The following is a 19,197-nucleotide window of genomic DNA, read 5'->3' on the forward strand; positions in this document are numbered from 1 at the left end:
CCGCTCGTTCAACGGCGCTTTCCGGCGCGAGCCTCGGCCTCGGCATCCTGCAGGGCGGCGGCTTCCCGCATCTTCTTCATGGTGAGGAAGCGGACGACGTCGGACTCGATGTCCCGGATCGTCTCCTCGACGAGGTGCAATTGTAGGCTGCGTTGCGGATGCCCGGGCTCGAGGTTCTCGCGCTCCTGCAGCCTCAGCACGGCCTGGCGCACGACGCTGTAGACCGACTCGCGCTCCTCCCGGCCCATCGACGGGTTGACGGCGCGCGCGACGAGGTCTGTGAAATCCGACATGGGTTTTACGGCAAGGACGCAGGGCGAACGGTTCGAGGCCCGAACCCGCTTCTAGTGCACCGGCCGGCCTCTCCGAAAGGACGTGCCCGTCATTCCGGCGGGTACGGGGCGGGTGCCCCTGGCAGGGGTCTTGGTCAGATCCGCTGGTCCTTGACGCCGCTGAGCAGAAGCGACCCGGCGCTGCATAGCGCGAAGCAGCAGAAGAAGGTCACCATCAGCGTGTAGCCGCGCTCCGGATAGATCGACGAGGCCGGCAGCGAAGGCGGCACGAAGACCGCCAGATAGACCTGCTGCTTGTTGGCCGAGATCCGGGCCTTGTCCAGCATCAGGTGGAGCGACTCGTTGAGCTTTTCCGCGATCAGCTGCTCGATTTTCAGACCCTCGAATTCGAGCAGCGCCTGCGTGATGTTGTTCGGCGTGCCGGCCGCAAGCCCCTCGTTGGTGAGCTGGTCCTTCAGCCGCTTGATCTGGCCGTCGATCGCCGCGACCGTGGCCACAAGGGTCTGGACGCCGCGGGATTTCTCGTCGAGGCGCGAGTCGCGCAGAACCTGCAGGTCGTTCTCGGCCTTGAGCTTGTCCTTGTTCAGCATCCCGATGGTCTGAAGCGTTGATTCCGCGGTCTTGAGCGGATCGATGATGCCCCAGGTGTTGCGGAAGCTCTGGAGTGCGAGGCGCGATTTCTTCAGCCGCTCCTCTGCGGCGCGCGCATCCGTCTCCGCATGGGCGATGAGATCGGCGCGCGCACGCCGCGAGATCTCGTTCACCAGTTTCTCCGACCGGGCGATCACCAGCTCGGCGATCGCCACCGAATCCTCCGGCTTGAAGGTCCGCACGCTCAGGGTGATGACGCCCGAGACCGCCTCGATGTGGGCGTTGACGTGCTTGGTCCAGTATTTGGCGAATTCCTCGATCGGTTGTCCGTCGCGGTAGCGTGCCCAGAAATCCGCGTCCGATCCCGAGAACATCTTGGAGACCTGCAGCACGGACTGCGCGGCCTCCGCCATGGTGCGGCTGTGCACGAAATCGCGGACGATGAAGCTGTCCTGGCTGTTGTGCTTCTGGATGAGGCTGGCGAACTCGCCACCGCCCGAGGTCTCGCCCATGGGCTCGACGTCGCCGCGCACGGCGAATTTCGCCTGGGCGACGTATTGGTCCGAAGCGAACACGAACAGGTAGAGCGCCATGATCGCGGTCGGCAGGACGATGAAATAGGCAAACCGCTTCGCCAGCACCACCTGGAGCCGCTCGGCTGGTTTCGGCGCGCGCTGCCGCAGACCCGGCAGTTGCCGCCAGTTCACGCGCTCGCGGGCGCGGCGCAGCAATGCCAGGGCACCGCCTTCCTTGAGCGGTTCGAGGGTCTCGATGTTCCGGCGCAGTTCGGGCACGGAGCGGCGCGCCAGATCCATCAGGCCCTGCAGACCCTCGCTCGGTCGGACCTTGACCTCGCGCTCTTTGACCTCGTCGGCGTTCATAGAATTGGGTCCCTGCGGATCCACCGGCGGGCGCGAGCGGCGGCGACCCGTCGCAGGCCGCGACGCATCGCGGTGCTTTTGTCGGAAAGCCGTGGCCACATCTCTCTCAAGTCTCGTCTTTTTCGGCCCTTTTTGTGGCGCACGCGTCGCTGCTGCATTCCCGGCAGGATTGCGTGCGACTCGTGCTTTCGCGATAGGGCGCGGGAGTCTCCGCTACCGGAACCGCACGCCTTCCGAAGGATCGACGCTTGGGCAAGGACCACCAGGGAACCGCTGCCGCCGGTCTGGGCGCGACGCCGCGGGCTGCAAAGGCCGATTTCGACGACCTCGTCGTGGTCTGCTCGAAATGCGCCAAGCGTCAGGGACTGCCCAAGCGCGCGTTCGGGCGTTCGCTCAAGCGTGCGTTCAAGCGAGAGACGCAGGGGCGCAGGATGCGCGTCGTCGAGACCGGATGCCTCGGCCCCTGCCCGAAACGGCTGATCGCCGTGGCGACGCATGATTCGATCAGCCGCAGCCGCGTCCTGCTGCTCGATCCGGCCCTCCCCCCGGCAACGGTCCGGGGCCTTCTTCCGGAGACTGGCCGCACCGGACCGGAATCGAAAGACATCCCGTCGTGAGTACTGGTCCGATGGCCCGGATCGGCCGCGCGCTGCTGCGTCGCCTGCCGCTCGTCGGTACCGTGCTCGGTCTCGCGCTCGGCGTCTGGCTGATCGCGACGAACGACGTTGCCGCGATCGGAGCGGCGTTCGGCCGGATCGGGCTCGTCGGCCTCGCGGGCGTGGTGCTGGTGCGCGTCGGCGTGATCCTGCTCTGTGGGATCGCCTGGGCCCGAGTCCTCGACGGTCTGTCGAGCGTGGAGGATGCAGCCTTCCTGATCCTTCGGTTCGTGCGCGAGGGCATCAACGTGCTGCTGCCGGTGGCTTCGGTCGGCGGCGAGGTCGTCGGCGGGCGTCTCCTGACCTTCTGGGGCGTCACGGGGGGGCTCGCAGCCGCCTCGATCCTCGCCGACATGTTGCTTCAGGTCGCCACCGAGATCGCCTTCACCCTGACGGGCGTCCTCCTGCTCCAGCAGGTGGAGGGAGAGGCGGCGGCCTCGCTCGCGCTCTTCACGCTCGAGGCCCTCGGCGTAGCGATCGTCCTGCTCGGAGCCTTCTTCGCGTTCCAGCGGCTCGGCGCGGCCAAGCTCGTGGAACGCGGGCTTACCACTCTCGGACGTCAGGTCGCCGGCACGGCCACGCCTGGTCAGGTGCCGGAAGAATCCGGACTCGGCGTGCAGCCGGCGCTCGACGCGGTCTGGGCGCGGGGCCGGCGCGGCCGCCTCGCGCAGGGGTTTATGCTCCACCTCGCCGCCTGGGGGCTCGGAGCGGCGGAGATCTGGATCGCGCTGACCTGCATCGGCGTCGAGATCAATGCCACCGAGGTGATCGTGCTGGAATCACTGTCGCAGGCGATCAAGTCGGTAGCCTTTCCGGTTCCGAGCGGGCTCGGCGTTCAAGAGGGCGGCTTCGTCGTTGTCGGCGCCCTGTTCGGCATCGACGCCGGCACGGCCATCGCACTGTCGCTCGCCAAGCGGGTTCCCGACGTCGTACTGGGCCTGCCCTCGCTGGTCGCCTGGCAGATGCTGGAGGCTCGCCGCGCGACGATCCTGCCGCCGTCTCGCGCCGAGAACCCCGACGGCGTCTCGCCGGGGGGCTCGTAGCGCCCCGATTCAGGTGTCGGGCTTACGATGCCGTCACGGCTCGAACGGCTTCCGCGCGAGCCAGCCACGTCCTCAGCGCATCGAAGGTCGCGATCCCCGCTACCAGCGCATCGTCGCCGTCGAGCCCGTCGAGACGGGCGCGGAAGGCGTTCCACATCCGGCCGGTGGCGCGGCCGTGTCCGCGGTAGTAGCGGCAGGCGGCCTCGGCATCGGGGCCATGGCGCTCGGCGATCGAGCGGCCGATCACCTGTCCACCCAACGTCGAGCCTTCGAGCACGTAGAGCGCACCGTAGGCCGACGCGCGGCTCGTCAGGGCGATCGGCGAGACCGCCGGAAGTCCTGCGATATCCGTCGCGCCGAGCCCGAGCCGGTTCAGATCCGCATCGAGCGCCTGGAGTCTACGCCGCGGCCCGAAAAAATCCTCGTCGTCCAGCATGCGGCCGATCGCAGGTTCGAAACCGGCATGGAACCCACGCATCAGCGCGAGCAGGTCGCGATATCCCTGAAGTGTGGCGGTGCGCGCCTCCCAATCGAGGTCGCGTTCGAGGGCCTGATGCGCCCCTGCGGTCGCCGCCCGAAGCCGTGCGTGGAGCCCCTCGGTCACGCGTAGACGACGAAGCAGGCGCCGGGCACGTTCTCGACCTCGATCCGGGCGTTGATCTGGTCCAGCATGGCCCGCACCAGTTTCATCCCGAGGCCGGTACCCTTGGCCTTGCCGGTGTCCCAGTCGGGAGGAAGCCCCTCCCCGTCGTCGCAGACCTTGAGCTTGACGCCGCTCTCGACGGCCGAAACGCTTACGTTGACCCGCGCTCCCCGCTCCGGGCCGCCCGCATATTTGAAGGCGTTGGTGACGAGTTCCGTGGCGATCAGCGAGAGTGAGACCGCCTTCTGATAGGGCACCATCAGCCCGGGATCGGCAGTGAGCTCGACGACGTGCTGGTTACCGGCGAGGCCCGCGAGATCCTTGCACAAGTTGTCGATGGTCTGACCGAGATCGACCTCCTCGACGCTGCCGGCCTGATAGAGGCTGTCATGCACCCGCGCGACGCTCATCACGCGGCCGGAGGTCTCCGAGAAGGCCTGCCGTGCGGCCGGGTCGGTGATCTGGCGCCGCTGCATGTGCAGGAAAGCCGAGACGATCTGCAGCGAGTTCTTCACGCGGTGGTCGATCTCGCGCGTGAGCAGATCCTTCTGCGCGAGCAGCCGCTCCTTCTCGACGAGAAGATCGGTCAGTTCCTCGATCTTGCGCCGCTGGCGCAGGACGACGCCCTCGACCGCCTGGGCGAGCTGTTCGGCGAGCGAGACCTGCCAATCCGCGAACGGCGTCGCGACGCCGCGGCGTTCCTCGACCCAGCGCTCGAAAGAGCGGCGCGGCAGCACCGCCACCGACCCCGAACCGGCGATGACCGGCTTTCGCGGATCGCCGCCCCAAGTGACCGTGCTCGGCACCTCTGGGCGGAACCAGAGCAGGAGGTGCAGCCGTTCGGCATCGACGAAGGCCGCGAGCAGGCCGCTCGCCGTAGCCGCATAAGCGCCGCCACGGGCATGGGCGCTGCTCAGGGCATCGGTGGTGTAACTCGGCTGGCCTTGCGGCAGGGCCTCCCTCAACCAATCCGCGAGCGCCAAGACCTCCTTGTCGGTCGGGCAGGCCCCGATCAGGCTGACATGGCCCTCCGAGACGATGCCGGCGCCGCCGACATCGAACAGGTCGAGCAGCGTGGTCGAACCGACTGTTAGCGCCTGGACGAAGTCGTCCGTGCGCGTCAGCCCGCGCACGAGCCGCCCCTCGATGTCGAGATGGGTCTGCTGCTCGGCCCAGCGGCGATGCGCCTCGATCTCCTGCACGCGCATGGCGAAGGCGTCGGTGAGGACCGTCGAGGCGGCCCGCGTCTCGGGCGCGACGTAATGCGGCTGCCGGTGATGGCCGATCATCAGGCCCCAGAGCCGGCCCTCGACGAGGATCGAGATCGACATCGAACCGTTCACGCCGAGATTGCGCTGATATTCGAGATGGATCGGCGAAAGCGTGCGGTTCTGGGCGAAGGTGAGGTCGATCGGCCCGTTGCCGGCTGCCTTACCCGCCACCAGCGGCACCGGCACGCAGTCGCGGTCGATCACGAAGCGGCTCTTGGCCTTGTGATAGAGCGCGCGGGCCTGGGCCGGAATGTCCGAGGAGGGGAAGCGCAGTCCGATCAGTGGGCGCTGCCAGCCGGGGATCATATCCTCGGCGATGGCCTCGCCGTTCCAGTCCGCGTCGAAGCGGTAGACGAGGACGGATTCGAAGCCGGTGAGGATCCGGATCTCGCTCGCGACGATCCGCGCCGCCTCGTCCAGGCTTTCGGCCCCGCGCAGGCGGACGACCGCCAACTCGGTCTCCAACGGGGTGGCCGAACCGAAATCGTCAGGACGGTCGGGCGCGCGCTCCAACTCGACGATGACCCGGCCGCTCCGCACATGTGCGACGGCGTAGAAGCGGTCGTCCGGCCGACTGGCGAGGGTCACCGCCTGCCGGAGCAGCCGGCCGTCTTCCAGGCTTCCCGCTGCGACGCCGGCCTGGACCAGCGCCACGAAACCGGCCGGAAGGACCTCGCTCAGGTGCCGCCCATCGAGCGCCGTGCCGTCGTCATCGAAGACGTCGGAGATGTTGGCGCTGTGGACGAGGATCGCGAGCGTCTCGGCATCCGCCGCGAGCATGACGGCGTTGGGCTGGATCGAGCCCGGGATGTGGATCGGCTCGCGTTCGCACAGGCTCGGATCGACCGGCTCGGCCCGGACGCGCCGGCCAACGGCCGCCATCACCGCCTCGCGCGAGCGTCCCGCGCCGATGTTCTCGAGGGCGGCGATCACCAGCCAGTAGCGACCAGGCGTCGCCGACGCGCGAAGATGAATGCGTGCTCGCAGTGGTTGCGGCATTCGCCCGAACACGAACTCGAAGGTCTCGTCGAGGCGCCCGCGCCGAAGCCCGCTCAGGAAACGACCGTGAAAGCTCGGCACGTTCGTGCTCGGCACGATGTCGCGGAAGTAGTGACGGCCGACGACGGCGCTTGCCGAGAACCCCGAAAGGCTCGCGGCGCCCTCGCTGAATGACAGCACCCGGCCCGCCGCGTCCAGCGCGATCACGCCCTGGTCGAGACGGTCGAGCGCCTCGGGCGACAGGGCGTCGAGATCGACGGACTTCCCGAGGACGTCCTGGATCCTGTTGTGGGGCGGGTCGATCATTCCGGCCCCGGTATGACCGCGCCCGCCCTCTCGCGCAATCCTCAGAAGGTGACGGTTCCGGCGACACGACGAGGATGCTTCCGCACAACTTCGTGCTCAACCTGCAGTTTTCCGTATGATATCGGACGGAGCGGTCCGGAGGCCTTCTTCCAGGGTCAGGTGGTAGAACGGCCTGTCGAGCAGGTCTTGCGCCGTGTGTCCGTCCTGGATGGCAAAGGACAGGATGTGCGCGAGGTGCTCGACGTCGGGACCGAGCATCTCGGCGCCGAGCAGGCGGCCGCTCCGGTCCGCGTAGACCCGCATGCCGCCCTGGTTGCGGCCCATGACCTGGGCACGACCCTGGTCGCAGAAATCCACCTTGCCGACGAGGTCGCCGCCCAGGTCTCCGATCGCCGCGATCTGCGGCTCGGTGAAGACCATTGCGAGCTTCACCCAAGGCCTTGGGTTCTCGATCGATCCTTTGTCGGACCGTGCCAGCACAGCGGCGTTGCGGCCGGCGATGCGGCCCTGGCGGCTCGCCTCGTGCAGAACCGGACGGGCCGCGTTGGCGTCTCCGGCAATAAGGATCGAGTCACCCTCGCAGACGAGCGAGTGTGGATCGAAGGCGGGCATCCCGTCCTCGTCGAGGGACAGGCCGGTGCTGGCGAGCCCGATGCCGCGCACGTTCGGAGGGCGGCCCGTGGCGGCCAGGACCCGGGCGAACGACGCCGAGCCCTTTCCGCCATCCTTGTCAGACCAGTGCAGCGTAACGCCGCCCTCTGTCGCCTCGGCACGTTCGACGGTCGCCCCGAGATGGAGCGCGATATCCTTCCCGAAAATGTCGCGCGCCGCCTCGGCCAGATCGGGATCCGCGATCCCGCCCAACGCACCGGCGGGATCGAACAACGCGGTCTTCACGCCGAGCCGTGCCAGCGCCTGCGCCAGTTCGATCCCAACAGGCCCCCCACCGAGCACCGCGATCGATTCCGGCAGATCCTCGATCTCGAAGAGCGTGTCGGTGGTGAGCAGACGTTCGCCGAGGCCCTCCAGCGGCTTCGGCACGCTCGGGCTCGATCCCGTCGCGATCACGGCCGCCTTGAAGCGCAGGCGGATCGCGTCGTCGATGCGAAGGGTCGTCGCGTCCTCGAACACCGCGCGGCCGGTGATCCGGCTGCCTTCCGGAAGTTTCTCCAGCCCCTCGAACACGCTGTCGACGAAGCAGTCGCGCTGTTGGCGCACGCGCCGCATCACGTCTCGGCCGTCGACCCGCACGTGCTCGACATGAATACCGAAGCGGTGCGCCGCGCGGGCTTCATGGGCCGCATTCGCCGCCACGATCAGCAACTTCGAAGGCATGCAGCCGACTCGCGCGCAGGTGGTGCCGCCCGGCCCCTGCTCGATCAGAATCGAGGCCGCGCCCGCATCGAGGGCGGCGCGGTGCGCAGCGATGCCCGCGGTGCCGGCGCCGATGACCGCGACGTCGCAGGACAGCTCTCTCATCGGACTCACGACGCCATCGTGAGGACGGCGCCGCCATCGACGCGGAGGTTCTCGCCGGTGATGAAGCTCGCCTGCTCCGAGCACAGGAACGCGACCGCCGCCGCGACCTCCTCGACCCGTCCGCGGCGCTTGGCGACGATGCCGGGACGCTTCTCGTCCAGGAAGGTCTCGATCGCCCGGTCGAAGGACACGCCCATCTCCTCGGCGCGCTTCTCCATCATGGCGTCGGTCATCGGCGTGGCGATGTAAGCGGGGGCGACCGAGTTCACGAGCACGCCGTCCGGCCCGTAGGCCTTCGAGAGGCCCTTGGTGAGGTTCATCAGCCCGGCCTTGGCCGCGCAATAGGGCAGCTCCTCGACATAGGGCTGCACGGCGTCCTCCGAGGTGAACAGCACGATCCTGCCCCAACCGGCCTCGCGCATGCCGGGGATGAAGGCCCGAGCCATCCGCACCGCACCCATCAGGTCGGCCTGGATGGTCTCCAGCCAGCCCGCGTCGTCGATCTCCAGAAAGTCACCGGTGGCCCCGGTGACGCCGGCCGCATTCACGAGGATCGTCGGCTTCTGTCCAAACGCCGTGTCTGCGAACGCCCGTAGCGCGACCGCGCCGTCGTTCGAGGACAGATCGGCAGCGAAGGCACGGACTTCGCCCAATGCCGAGAGACGCTTGGCGGCGTCCTGCACCGCTTCATCCTTGATGTCGGACAGGACGATTTTGACGCCTTCGCGCAGCAGGTACTCCGCGCTGGTGTAGCCCATGCCGGAATCGCCGCCCGTGACGACGGCGACGCGGCCGCTGATGCCGAGATCCATTCGAAACTCCACTAGATCGTGAGAGGTACGGAGCCCGCGCCGATAAGGCGGCTTGCGGCTTCGTGACGGCCCGAAGCGCGCTTGGCGCACCGGCCTGACATTGCGTCGCCAACACCACGGCGATGCGAACGTTCCAGGCTTGCCGGCACTGCGGCACCGAGGACGGGATTACGCTTCGGGTACGCGCGGCCCTTGCTAAACCGAGGTGTCCGGCAATGACGCCCGCTCCGGCGGCGCATCGAGCGCGGCGTCGCTCTCGTCCTTCAGGTTCACGCCGCTGAGCCCCCGCGAAAAAGCCTGCGCGATCAGCCAATGCAGTTTGAATGCCGCCAGGTCGTGCGAGAGCCCCGCCGGGCGGACGTTGGAAATGCAGTTGCGCTCGGCATCCGAGCGGCCGGGTCTCGGGTCGAAGGTCAGGTAGAGGCCGAGGCTGTCGGGCGAGGAGAGCCCCGGACGTTCGCCGATCAATACGGCCACCGCCCGCGCCTTGAGGAGCGTTCCGATCTCGTCGCCCAGCGCCACGCGCGCCTGGACGGACACGATGACCGGCCCGAGGCTCCAGCCTGCCTTGTCGACGAGCGGTTTCAGTGCGGCGAGCATCGGCGCAGCCCCCTCGTGGACGGCGCGGGCGGAGAGGCCGTCGGCGACGACGATGGCGAGGTCGACGGGGCCGTCGGCGGCCGCGGTAAGACGGTCGCGGCTCTCGGAAGCGAGGCGGCGGCCGTAGTCGGGCCGGCGCAGATAAGTCGCGCGATCCTCGGCCTGGGAGGCGACGGCGAGGACGGGCAGGCCGAGCGCTTCGATCGCAGTGGTGATCGCCTCGGCGTCCATCGGCGTGTGCACGGCATCGCGAGCCTGGGCGTGGGCGAGGCCGAAACCGAGCACCTCTCGCGTCGGCAGCCCGGCCCCCGCGCGGCCGAGTCCGATCCGGGCCGGCGTCAGCCGTGCGAGTCTTTTCCAGAGATCGTCTTCGCTCACGCGGCGAGATCCGGTGCGGCCGTCAGCAAGGCGGTACCGGCATTGCCGGACAGCAGAGCACTCTCCCCGTCCGTCAGCCCGATCTCTTCGAGCCAAGCCGCGAATTCCGGTGCGCGCTTCAGGCCCAGCACCTCGCGGATGTAGAGCGCATCGTGGAACGAGGTGGACTGGTAGTTCAACATGACGTCGTCGGCGCCGGGCACGCCCATGACGTAGGTGCAGCCGGCCGCGCCGAGCAGGGTCAGGAGCGTGTCCATGTCGTCCTGATCGGCCTCGGCGTGGTTGGTGTAGCAGACGTCCACGCCGAGCGGCACGCCCATCAGCTTGCCGCAAAAATGATCCTCCAGCCCAGCCCGGATGATCTCCTTGCCGTCGTAGAGATATTCGGGGCCAATGAAGCCGACCACGGTGTTGACCAGCAGCGGCCGATAGACCCGTGCCACGGCGTAGGCCCGCGCCTCCAAGGTCTGCTGATCGATGCCGTGGTGGGCGTCGGCCGAAAGCGCCGAGCCCTGCCCGGTCTCGAAATACATGCAGTTGTCGCCAATGGGTCCGCGCTTCAGCGCCAGCGCCGCCTCGTGCGCCTCCTTCAGGATCGGTAGCGTGACGCCGAAGCTCGCATTGGCCTTCTGCGTGCCCGCGATCGACTGGAAGACGAGATCCACCGGCAGGCCGCGGTTCATCGCGTCCAGCGTCGTGGTGACATGGGTGAGCACGCAGGATTGCGTCGGGATCGCGAGGCGCTGGATCACGTCGTCGAGCAGGCCGAGCAGGCTCGACAGCGTGCGGATCGAGTCCGAGGCCGGGTTGATGCCGATCACCGCATCGCCGCAGCCATAGGACAGCCCGTCGAGGATCGAGGCGGTGATGCCCCTGGCGTCATCGGTCGGATGGTTCGGCTGCAGCCGCACCGCCAGCGTACCGGGCAGTCCGATGGTGTTGCGAAACTTCGTGACGACTTGGGCTTTGCGGGCCACCAGGATCAAATCCTGGTTACGCATGATTTTCGAGACCGCCGCCGCGATTTCCGGCGTCACCGCCGGGGCGATGCGCGCAAGCGTCTCGAAAGAGGCCGTCAGCAGAAACTCGCGAAAATCGCCGACGGTGAGGTGGGCGATCTCGGCGAAGGCGGCTTGATCGTGCGTGTCGAGGATCAACCGGGTGACGTCGTCGATTTCGTAGGGGATCAGCGGCTTGGCCAGGATCTCCGACAGCGGCACCTCGGCAAGGCACCAGCGCGCGGCCACGCTTTCTTCAGCCGATTCCGCTGCAATGCCTGCCAGGCGATCGCCGGATCGAACCGGCGTCGCCTTGGCCATCAGTATCGCAAGGTCGGCAAAGACGTGAGTGCGGGACCCGACGAGGTGGCGATAGGCCATCCGGTGTCTCCTGATGTCACGGGATCACAGGATGGCAGGATCGTGCTTCCTGTCGAGCCTCACACCGCGCCGGCATGCGGCGCGGGCTCTTCCGTCGAGATCGCGTCGACCGTGCGCTCGGTCGGCTCGGAGCCGCCGTCGGCACGGTCGATGCGGATCTGCATGTTCGTCGGCTCCATCTCGCCGTAGGGCGTGCAGAAGGCGATCTCGGCGGCGTCGCGGCCGACACCGATGCGCACCAGGCCGTCGAGATGGGCCTGCCGCGTCGCGTCGAACAGCCACCAGCGCCCGTCGAGATAGGCCTCGAACACTGCATGGAAGTCGGCCGGCACGAGGCCGTAGGCATAGACCGAGACGAAGCGAGCCGGGATGCCGAGCGCCCGGCAGAACGCCGTGCCGAGATGCGCGAAATCGCGGCAGACGCCGGCGCGCTTCAGCAGGGTCTCGTGGGCGGTGGTCTCGCCGTCGCTGGCGCCGCGCTGGTAGGCGATGTGCTCGTTAATCCAGGTGCAGATGTCGTTCACCCGCCGATGCCCCTTGGGCAGATGGCCGAATTCGGCCTGGGCGAAGGCGGCGAGGCGGTCCGAGGAAACGAAGCGGCTCGGCAGCAGAAAGGGCAGGATGTCGAGCGGCAGCTCGGAGACCGGCGTCTCGTTGACCGTCGCCGGATCGGCGCGGTGAACCGTCAGCTCGACCTCGGCATTGTATTCGAGGGACAGCGGGCCGGGAGCGACGTTGAGACCGATGTAGCGGTTCTTCATGTCCGGCGTGGCGTAGACGCGGCGCTCGATGTCCGGCGCGAAGGTCAGGATTTCGCTCTTGATCGCGAGGCTCTTCAGATGCGCGACCTCCACATTGAAGATGAACGTCGTGGGGGCCTTCACCTGATAGGCGAGGCTGCAGCCGAGTTTGAAGCGCACGTCGGTGTCCGGAAGTTTGGGAGTTATCGGGGGCATGGTGAAAACACCATACTCGCCAACGCCTTCGCCCTGTTTCGGCTCCCGCTCAAGCTGCCTTAATTTTGCGCTGCAACAGGACGACGGTCAGCGAGCGCACGCCCTGTGCCCCATGGATGAGCACACCCTCGATATCGGCCGTCGCGGAGGGCCCGGTGTGAAGCACGGCATAGGCCGAGTCGGCGAATTCCGGCCGGTGATAGGCGGCTTGAACGGTGTCGACGATCTCGGCGGGATCGAGCAGGACAATGAGGTGCTGTGCGAGATAGGCGACGGAATTCACGATCAGTTCGCGCTCGGTGAACAGCACCGAGCCGGACTCGGCGATACCGAAGGCGGCACGCACCACGGCGACGTCGACGTCTTCGAGGTCGGCGGGCTTGGCCACCGCCGCGAGATCGCGGTTTCCCATGATCTCCGGTACGGCCGAGGCGATGACATTGGCACAGTCGAGACGCTGGCGGACGGGGGCCAGCGGGTCCGGATCGCCGGCCTTCTCGATGCGGCCGCCCATGCGCTTCAGCCGCTCGCCGAACTCTTCGACGAGATCCGCACCGACCAGCGGCGCGAAGGCCGGGAGGGCCGGCAGCGGGAAATCGCCCTTCGGCCGGTTCGCGCGGATGGCGGCGAGCGTCGTCTCCCGGCTCGTCATTTCGCGCCGTCCTTCATGCGGTTCTGCTTGTACCAGCTGTGGAAGCTCTGTTTCGGGGTCTCGGGCATCTCGCGGCCCTTCCCCCAGGTGTTCAGCGGGTTGTAGACGGCGAACCGCGGCAGCGCCCGAAGCGCGGAATCGGCCGTGCCGATCGCGGCGCGATAGGCGGCCGGGCGGCTCAGTACGGCACCGGCGGCCTTCATCATGCCCTGCTTCAGGAGCGGGATCTGGTGCTCCTCGGCGAGCACCTTGCGCCAGGCAAAAATCTGCTCGTGGATGTTGATCTTGACCGGGCAGACGTTGGTGCACGACCCGTTCATCGTCGATGAGAACGGCAAGGTCGAATACTTCCGCTTGTTGAAGGTCGGGTCGATGATGAGCCCGATCGGCCCCGAATAGGTCGCGCCGTAGGAGAGGCCGCCCGAGCGCCGGTAGACCGGGCAGGTGTTCATGCAGGCGCCGCAGCGGATGCATTTCAGCGAAGTCCAGAACTCCTCCATCCCGAGCCGGGCCGAACGGCCGTTGTCCACCAGCACCATGTGCATTTCCGAGCCGGCCCGCGGCTTGCGGAAGTGCGAGGTGTACTGCGTGATGGTCGAACCGAGCGCCGAGCGGGCGAGCACGCGGATGAACACGCCGAGATGCTCGACCCGCGGGATCAGCTTCTCGATGCCGATCGAGTGGATCTGCAGCTTCGGCACGTTGCCGGAGAGGTCGGCATTGCCCTCGTTGGTGCAGGTGACGACCGTGCCGGTCTCGGCGATGGCGAAGTTGCAGCCGGTCATGCCGGCATCGGCCTGGAGGATGTGCGGACGCGTGGTCATCCGCTGGCTCTCGGCGAGGTAGTGGGCGTCGTCGTTGGTCGGATCGGTGCCCAGCGTCCGGGCAAAAACCTCGGCGACGTCGATCCGGGTCTTGTGGACCGCCGGCATCACGACGTGGCTCGGCTCCTCGTCGTCGAGCTGCTGGATGCGCTCGCCGAGATCGGTCTCGATGATGTCGATGCCGTTGGCCGCCATGTAGTGGCGAAACCCGCACTCCTCGGTGAGCATCGACTTCGACTTGATCAGCGTCTTGGCGCCGTGATCCTTCAGGATGCCGTGGACGATGCGGTTGTGCTCGGCTCCGTCCGCCGCCCAGTGGACATGCACGCCGTTGGCCTTCGCCGCCGCCTCGAACTGTTCGAGATATTCGTCGAGATGGCTCAGCGTGTGCGTCTTGATCTGCGAGGCGAGCTCGCGAAGCTCTTCCCATTCGGGAATGGCCTGGGTCGCGACGTCGCGCTTCTTGCGGACGTCCCAGAGGCGCTCGTCATGCGCCTTCTGGTGGAGCGGCGCGGCGAGGAAGCGCTCGGCCGCCTCGGCCTGATCAATCGGCCTGTCGCCGCGGATCTTCGCGCCGCGGGGCTGCGGCTCGCGGGTCGCCGGTGCGCGGATGGGCTTCGAGGCGGCCTCGGCGTGTTGCAGCCGCTGGCCGTCCTGGCCACGCGCGCTTTCGTCGCTTGCGGGCTGGACGTCCGGATGTAGCGCGTCCTCGTTCGGGCGCAGGTCGTCGGCGCTCATGCGACCGCTCCGTTCAGCACCTGGGCGATGTGGATGAACTTCTGCGGCAGGCCGAGCCGCTCGGCGCAGCCCTTCTGATGCATCAGGCAGGAGGAATCGGCCGAGACGACGTAATCGGCCCCCGCCCGCGCCTGATCGCCGACCTTGTCGTAGCCCATCTTGGCCGAGACGGCCGGTTCGAACACCGAGAAGGTGCCACCGAAGCCGCAGCACTCGTCGGGCCGCGTGAGGTCGACGATCTCGATGCCCCTGACCTTCTTCAGGAGGTCGAGCGGCTTCGAGAAGAACGGCGCATTCAGCTCGGAGGGCCGGGCGTGGTGGATGCCGCGCAAGGAGTTGCAGTTGTTGTGGTAGGCGACCTTGTGCGGAAATTCCGCCCAAGGCAGCTCCTCGATCTTCAGGACATCGTGCAGGAACTCGACGAGTTCGAAGGTCTTCGACCGCACGGCCTTCACCGCGTCCGTCTGCGGAATCGCGGTGAGGTGCTCGCGGACCTGATGCACGCAGGAGCCGGACGGCGCGACGACGTAGTCGAACTCCGTAAAATTCTTCACGAACAGGGCTTCGGTCGCGGCGGCCTCGGCGTGGCAGCCGGTGTTGGTCATCGGCTGGCCGCAGCAGGTCTGGTCGTAGGGGTATTCGACCTTGAGCCCGAAGCGCTCCAGCAGTTCGAGCGTCGCGATCCCGACCTCGGGCTCGAAGGCATCGACGTAGCAGGGCACAAACAGGCCGATGCGCATGATTGTCCGACCCGATGGCGGCTTGGTCGCCTTCTAACACCAAAGCCGTCATTCCTGGTTCCGCTGCGCGGCCTCTGAATGACGGCTTCGGATCCGATAGACTGGAACCTTTGTAAGCTACCCGTTCTACCGAAGCAGGTTCGTCTTGGCGAGGTCGAGCACCGAATCCCCGCGCCCGCTCATCACCGCCCGCATCACGTAGAGGCTGAAGCCCTTCACCTGCTGCCCGTCGATCTTGGGCGGCATCGAGAGTTCGTTGCGGGCGACCACCACGTCGAGGAGCGCCGGGCCGTCATGCGCGAAGACGTCGCGGGCGGCGCTCTCCAACTCGGCCGGATCCTCGACGCGCACGCCGTGAATGCCGGTGGCGCGGGCGACGGCGGCGAAGTCGGGGTTCTCCAGGGCAACGCCGGTCTCTATGTAGCCGGCGGCTTTCATCTCCATCTCGACGAAGCCGAGGGAGCCGTTGTTGAACACGACGATCTTGGCCGGCAGCCCTTCTTGGCGCAGCGTCAGCAGGTCGCCCATCAGCATGGCGAAACCGCCGTCGCCCGAGAGCGAGACCACCTGCCGACCGCGGTCGTTCGCCTGCGCGCCGATCGCCTGCGCCATGGCGTTGGCCATCGAGCCGTGCACCCAGGAGCCGAGCAGGCGGCGCCGGCCGTTCATCTTGAGGTAGCGCGCCGCCCAGACCGTCGGCGTGCCGACATCGGCGGTGAAGATCGCGTCGTCTGCGGCCGTCTCGCTCACCACCTTGGCGAGGTATTGCGGATGGATCACGGGCCTGTCGCGCTTGAGGCCGAACCAGCCGCGGGCGGGTTTTGGGGTTGCGAGTTCGTCGAGATCCTCGCGGGCCTTGGCGTAGTGCTTGAGGCTGTCGTCGAGGAAGGCCCGGTCGGTCTTGGCGCGGAGCTTCGGCAACAGCGCGTCGATGGTCGCGCCGACATCGCCGACAAGGCCGAGATCGAGCCGGCAGCGTCGGCCCAGATTCTCCGGCCGAAGGTCGACCTGCGCGATCTTGGCCTTGGTCGGGTAGAACTGCCGGTAGGGAAAGTCGGTGCCGAGCATCAGCAGGACATCGCAGCTCATCATCGCCGCGTAGCCCGAGGAAAAGCCGATCAGGCCGGTCATGCCGACATCGTAGGGGTTGTCGTACTCGACATGCTCCTTGCCGCCGAGCGCGTGGACGATCGGGCTTTTCAAATTTTCGGCGAGCCGCAAGAGATCAGCGTGTGCCCCGGCGCAGCCGCGGCCACAGAGAAGCGTCACGCGGGACGAGCCGTTTAGTAGTTCGGCGAGCGCGTCGAGATCGGGCTCGGCCGGGCGCACGATCGGCTTACGCGGTAGCAGCCCGGCGTTCGGCGCGATTCCGCGGGTCGGGGCCTCTTTCAAGGCGACATCGCCGGGGATGACGACGACGGCGACGCCGCCCTGGCCGATCGCGGCGCGCATGGCCGCCTCCAACACCTGCGGCAACTGCGACGGGTCGGAAACCAACTCGCAATAGTGGCTGCACTCGCGGAACAGGTTTTCCGGGTGCGTCTCCTGAAAATAGCCCGAGCCGATCTCTGCCGACGGAATATGCGCGGCGATGGCCAGCACCGGCGTGCGGGTGCGGTGGCAGTCGAACAGGCCGTTGATGAGGTGGAGGTTGCCGGGGCCGCAGCTGCCTGCGCAGACGGCGAGTTTGCCGGTGATCTGGCTCTCGGCCCCGGCGGCAAAGGCCGCGACCTCCTCGTGCCGGACATGGACCCAGTCGATGTCGTCGCGCGTGCGGATCGATTCCGTGATCGCGTTCAGGCTGTCGCCGACGAGGCCGTAGATGCGCCCGACGCCGGCCTGGGCGAGGGTTTCGACGATGAGGTCGGCGACGTTGGCGTTCGGCATGGGTCCGGCTCCTGTATCAACGAGCCGAACCGATGGAGGCCATGCCGTGTTCCGCGCCGCAGCATTGCGAGGCGCATCGACGTCAGTCCGGGATGTCGCTCTGCTTCCGCGCGACCACCGCGAAAAGGTCGCCGAGGGCGGCGAGGCTCGCGGCCTGCAGGGCGGAGGCCGACACGACCGAACCGTCGGTGCCCGGCAGGTCGCGTGTCGCCGTGGTACTCGCCACCACCGTCGGGCTGAAGCCGAGGCTGAAAGCGCTGCGGGCGGTCGAGTTCACGCACATGTGGGTCATGAAGCCGGCGACGATGACGTTCTTGACGCCGGCCTTCTCAAGGCGCGCCTGCAGATCGGTGCCGACGAAGGCGCTCGGATAGGCCTTGGTGATCACGGCCTCGTCGCCCTGCGGCGCAACCTCGTCGCTGATCTGGCCGATCGGCGCCGCGATGTCGTAGGGCGAACCGGCTCCGGCGTCGTGGCGCACATGGATGATCGGGATGCCGGCCTTGCGGGCGCGCTCCAGCAGCGCCTTCGCCTCGACGATCGCCGGTTCGACGCCCTCGAGTCGCATCAGGCCCTCGCGATAGGTGTTCTGCAGGTCGATCATCAGCAGCGCCGAGTCCCGCAGGGGCGCCGGGCTGGGGCTCAGTCCGGAGACGTCGCGAAGCGTCTTGAGATCCGACATCGGCTGGAGTCCTCGCGGATTTTCGGGGAGGCCGGGGGTAGCCCTGGTGCGGCGCAGTGAACCTCGCGCGGCGCGACGAACCTCTAACAGCCGCGTCTCGGCCCGTCATCCATTGCATCCGATTCCCACGTGGCGCAGGGCTTCACGAATTGGAAACGTCTCGTGTATCTGTCTGCAGGCGGGGGGCGTACAGCACGGGTAACTCGTGACACCGCTCAAGAACGGCCTGTTCTACGGGCTCGGACTCGCCGCACTCGTTGGCGCGAGCCTGCGCCACCGCATCGGCGGCTATCGCAATCCGACCGATTTTTCGCCGGACGATTGGCCCAAGGCGATCGCGCACGTGATCGACATCGTCGCCGACTGGCGTCGTCATCTCGACGCCGCCGATGGCCGTCTTCCGAGCCTCGCCGGTCTCGACGTTCTCGAACTCGGCCCGGGGGCGACCCTGGGCACCGGCGTTCTGCTGGTCGGCCTCGGTGCGCGCTCCTATCGCGCCGTCGATGCCTTCGCCTTGGCCGATCATACGCCTGCGGCGTTCTACCGTGTGCTGGCCGATGCCGAACTGCCAGACGAGGTCGATCGCGTCCGGCTGAGGGAAGCCGCCGACGCGCTGGATGGTGGCCTGACGGACCCGGTTGCCTACGTCATCGATCCCGATTTCGACATCGTGCGCGCCGCCCAGGGCAAGCGCTTCGACCTGATCGTCAGCAACGCCGCCTTCGAGCATTTCGACGACATCGACCGGGTCCTCGCCCACATCACGCAGGTCGCCCGACCGGGAGCGACTCTGGTCGCCGGAGTCGATTTCCAGACCCACACGCGCGGCGTCCGCGGCAGCGATCCCAACAGCATCTACCGGTTCTCGCCGGACCTCTACCGAAGCCTCGCGTTTCCCGGTCAACCGAACCGCTGCAGGCCGGCCGACTATCTGCGGAGTCTCGAACGTCTCGGCTGGATCGATGCCGAATGCCGTGCCGTCGCCGTTGCGGATGAGGAGTACCGCGACTGGAGTACGGACGGTCTCCATGAAGCCTATCGCGACGACGGGGCGAGCATGGACGTGCTGACCGGTATGGTGCTCGCCAGAATGCCCTGAAGTGATGTCCGGCTCGATTGCTTCGGGCCGGCACCTTCAAGTGTCTGTCTCAACGCGCGTCTTTTCGACCAACTGAGATCCGCCTGGCAGGAATGCGCTTCGATGGCATCGGTGTCGTCCACAGCGATTTCCAAGAGAGGCCAGAAAACGAGAGTACTGGTTAAGCCGCTGCATTTTCGTTCGCCCGCGGTCGAGCGTTCTCTGTTTATTTCGGTAAAATTTACTTAAGTACGAAGTTGCTTCCACCCGAGTTGTCGTCTTCGGGATAAACTTGGCCGTTGCGGAGTT

17 protein-coding genes are annotated in these 19,197 nt (G+C 67.3%); 3 read left to right on the plus strand and 14 right to left on the minus strand.

Annotated elements, in window-relative coordinates:
- Positions 1–8 precede the first annotated feature (8 nt).
- Positions 9–293 (minus strand): hypothetical protein, encoded by a 285-nt coding sequence (locus tag FV217_RS03465; protein ID WP_147814334.1) that lies wholly within the window; start codon positions 291–293, stop codon positions 9–11.
- A 134-nt stretch (positions 294–427) separates the two neighbouring features.
- Complete coding sequence (locus tag FV217_RS03470; RefSeq protein ID WP_147814336.1) at positions 428–1,765, minus strand: capsule biosynthesis protein; 1,338 nt, start codon at positions 1,763–1,765, stop codon at positions 428–430.
- A gap of 248 nt (positions 1,766–2,013) precedes the next feature.
- Here FV217_RS03470 and FV217_RS03475 point away from each other — a divergent pair, with 248 nt between their 5' ends.
- Together FV217_RS03475 and FV217_RS03480 are read left to right on the plus strand one after the other, a co-directional pair.
- Positions 2,014–2,382, plus strand: coding sequence for a (2Fe-2S) ferredoxin domain-containing protein (locus FV217_RS03475; protein ID WP_187272415.1), 369 nt, complete (start codon positions 2,014–2,016; stop codon positions 2,380–2,382).
- Between the two features lie 11 nt (positions 2,383–2,393).
- On the plus strand, positions 2,394–3,464 hold the full coding sequence (locus FV217_RS03480) for a lysylphosphatidylglycerol synthase domain-containing protein (protein ID WP_147814470.1): 1,071 nt from the start codon (positions 2,394–2,396) through the stop codon (positions 3,462–3,464).
- A 22-nt stretch (positions 3,465–3,486) separates the two neighbouring features.
- Here the strand turns inward: FV217_RS03480 and FV217_RS03485 are convergent, their stop codons facing one another.
- The 12 genes from FV217_RS03485 to FV217_RS03540 all read right to left on the minus strand — a co-directional run bounded on the left by FV217_RS03485 (position 3,487) and on the right by FV217_RS03540 (position 17,810).
- Positions 3,487–4,068, minus strand: coding sequence for a biliverdin-producing heme oxygenase (locus FV217_RS03485; protein ID WP_147814338.1), 582 nt, complete (start codon positions 4,066–4,068; stop codon positions 3,487–3,489).
- Positions 4,065–6,683, minus strand: coding sequence for a histidine kinase dimerization/phosphoacceptor domain -containing protein (locus FV217_RS03490; protein WP_147814340.1), 2,619 nt, complete (start codon positions 6,681–6,683; stop codon positions 4,065–4,067). Before FV217_RS03490 ends, FV217_RS03485 begins: the two co-directional genes overlap by 4 nt.
- Before the next feature lie 96 nt (positions 6,684–6,779).
- Positions 6,780–8,162, minus strand: a complete 1,383-nt coding sequence (locus FV217_RS03495) for a dihydrolipoyl dehydrogenase (protein WP_147814472.1) — start codon at positions 8,160–8,162, stop codon at positions 6,780–6,782.
- A gap of 5 nt (positions 8,163–8,167) precedes the next feature.
- Entirely contained in the window at positions 8,168–8,974 is an 807-nt protein-coding gene (locus FV217_RS03500; RefSeq protein WP_147814342.1) for an SDR family oxidoreductase, read from the minus strand.
- A gap of 195 nt (positions 8,975–9,169) precedes the next feature.
- Entirely contained in the window at positions 9,170–9,952 is a 783-nt protein-coding gene (gene eutC, locus FV217_RS03505) for an ethanolamine ammonia-lyase subunit EutC (protein WP_147814344.1), read from the minus strand.
- Positions 9,949–11,331, minus strand: coding sequence for an ethanolamine ammonia-lyase subunit EutB (locus FV217_RS03510; RefSeq protein WP_147814346.1), 1,383 nt, complete (start codon positions 11,329–11,331; stop codon positions 9,949–9,951). The genes eutC and FV217_RS03510 overlap by 4 nt, the downstream gene beginning before the upstream one ends.
- A 59-nt stretch (positions 11,332–11,390) precedes the next feature.
- Complete coding sequence (locus tag FV217_RS03515; RefSeq protein WP_147814348.1) at positions 11,391–12,251, minus strand: transglutaminase family protein; 861 nt, start codon at positions 12,249–12,251, stop codon at positions 11,391–11,393.
- Between the two features lie 85 nt (positions 12,252–12,336).
- Positions 12,337–12,939 carry an LUD domain-containing protein gene (locus FV217_RS03520; RefSeq protein WP_147814350.1) on the minus strand — a complete coding sequence of 201 codons (603 nt, stop codon included), beginning with the start codon at positions 12,937–12,939 and terminating at the stop codon, positions 12,337–12,339.
- Entirely contained in the window at positions 12,936–14,501 is a 1,566-nt protein-coding gene (locus tag FV217_RS03525; RefSeq protein WP_147814352.1) for a lactate utilization protein B, read from the minus strand. Before FV217_RS03525 ends, FV217_RS03520 begins: the two co-directional genes overlap by 4 nt.
- A complete protein-coding gene (locus FV217_RS03530; protein ID WP_147814354.1) occupies positions 14,498–15,241 on the minus strand; it encodes a (Fe-S)-binding protein in 744 nt (247 codons plus the stop codon). Before FV217_RS03530 ends, FV217_RS03525 begins: the two co-directional genes overlap by 4 nt.
- 126 nt (positions 15,242–15,367) lie before the next feature.
- Positions 15,368–17,128 (minus strand): ubiquinone-dependent pyruvate dehydrogenase, encoded by a 1,761-nt coding sequence (gene poxB, locus FV217_RS03535; RefSeq protein ID WP_147814356.1) that lies wholly within the window; start codon positions 17,126–17,128, stop codon positions 15,368–15,370.
- Positions 17,129–17,210: 82 nt separating this feature from the next.
- On the minus strand, positions 17,211–17,810 hold the full coding sequence (locus FV217_RS03540) for a cysteine hydrolase family protein (RefSeq protein ID WP_147814358.1): 600 nt from the start codon (positions 17,808–17,810) through the stop codon (positions 17,211–17,213).
- A gap of 205 nt (positions 17,811–18,015) precedes the next feature.
- On the opposite strand from FV217_RS03540, the gene FV217_RS03545 reads away from it, so the two are divergent.
- Complete coding sequence (locus FV217_RS03545) at positions 18,016–18,909, plus strand: methyltransferase domain-containing protein (protein WP_147814360.1); 894 nt, start codon at positions 18,016–18,018, stop codon at positions 18,907–18,909.
- Positions 18,910–19,197 lie beyond the last annotated feature (288 nt).

Origin of the sequence: Methylobacterium sp. WL9 (assembly GCF_008040035.1) — a bacterium.
Classification (GTDB): Bacteria; Pseudomonadota; Alphaproteobacteria; order Rhizobiales; family Beijerinckiaceae; genus Methylobacterium; species Methylobacterium thuringiense.

Excerpts from the sequence above, each read along its gene's own strand:
- FV217_RS03490 (WP_147814340.1), bottom strand. The coding sequence starts at position 6,683 with ATGATCGACCCGCCCCACAACAGGATCCAGGACGTCCTCGGGAAGTCC.
- FV217_RS03530 (WP_147814354.1), bottom strand. The coding sequence starts at position 15,241 with ATGCGCATCGGCCTGTTTGTGCCCTGCTACGTCGATGCCTTCGAGCCC.
- poxB (WP_147814356.1), bottom strand. The coding sequence starts at position 17,128 with ATGCCGAACGCCAACGTCGCCGACCTCATCGTCGAAACCCTCGCCCAG.
- FV217_RS03495 (WP_147814472.1), bottom strand. The coding sequence starts at position 8,162 with ATGAGAGAGCTGTCCTGCGACGTCGCGGTCATCGGCGCCGGCACCGCG.
- FV217_RS03465 (WP_147814334.1), bottom strand. The coding sequence starts at position 293 with ATGTCGGATTTCACAGACCTCGTCGCGCGCGCCGTCAACCCGTCGATG.
- FV217_RS03525 (WP_147814352.1), bottom strand. The coding sequence starts at position 14,501 with ATGAGCGCCGACGACCTGCGCCCGAACGAGGACGCGCTACATCCGGAC.
- FV217_RS03480 (WP_147814470.1), top strand. The coding sequence starts at position 2,394 with ATGGCCCGGATCGGCCGCGCGCTGCTGCGTCGCCTGCCGCTCGTCGGT.
- FV217_RS03540 (WP_147814358.1), bottom strand. The coding sequence starts at position 17,810 with ATGTCGGATCTCAAGACGCTTCGCGACGTCTCCGGACTGAGCCCCAGC.
- FV217_RS03500 (WP_147814342.1), bottom strand. The coding sequence starts at position 8,974 with ATGGATCTCGGCATCAGCGGCCGCGTCGCCGTCGTCACGGGCGGCGAT.
- FV217_RS03520 (WP_147814350.1), bottom strand. The coding sequence starts at position 12,939 with ATGACGAGCCGGGAGACGACGCTCGCCGCCATCCGCGCGAACCGGCCG.
- FV217_RS03470 (WP_147814336.1), bottom strand. The coding sequence starts at position 1,765 with ATGAACGCCGACGAGGTCAAAGAGCGCGAGGTCAAGGTCCGACCGAGC.
- FV217_RS03510 (WP_147814346.1), bottom strand. The coding sequence starts at position 11,331 with ATGGCCTATCGCCACCTCGTCGGGTCCCGCACTCACGTCTTTGCCGAC.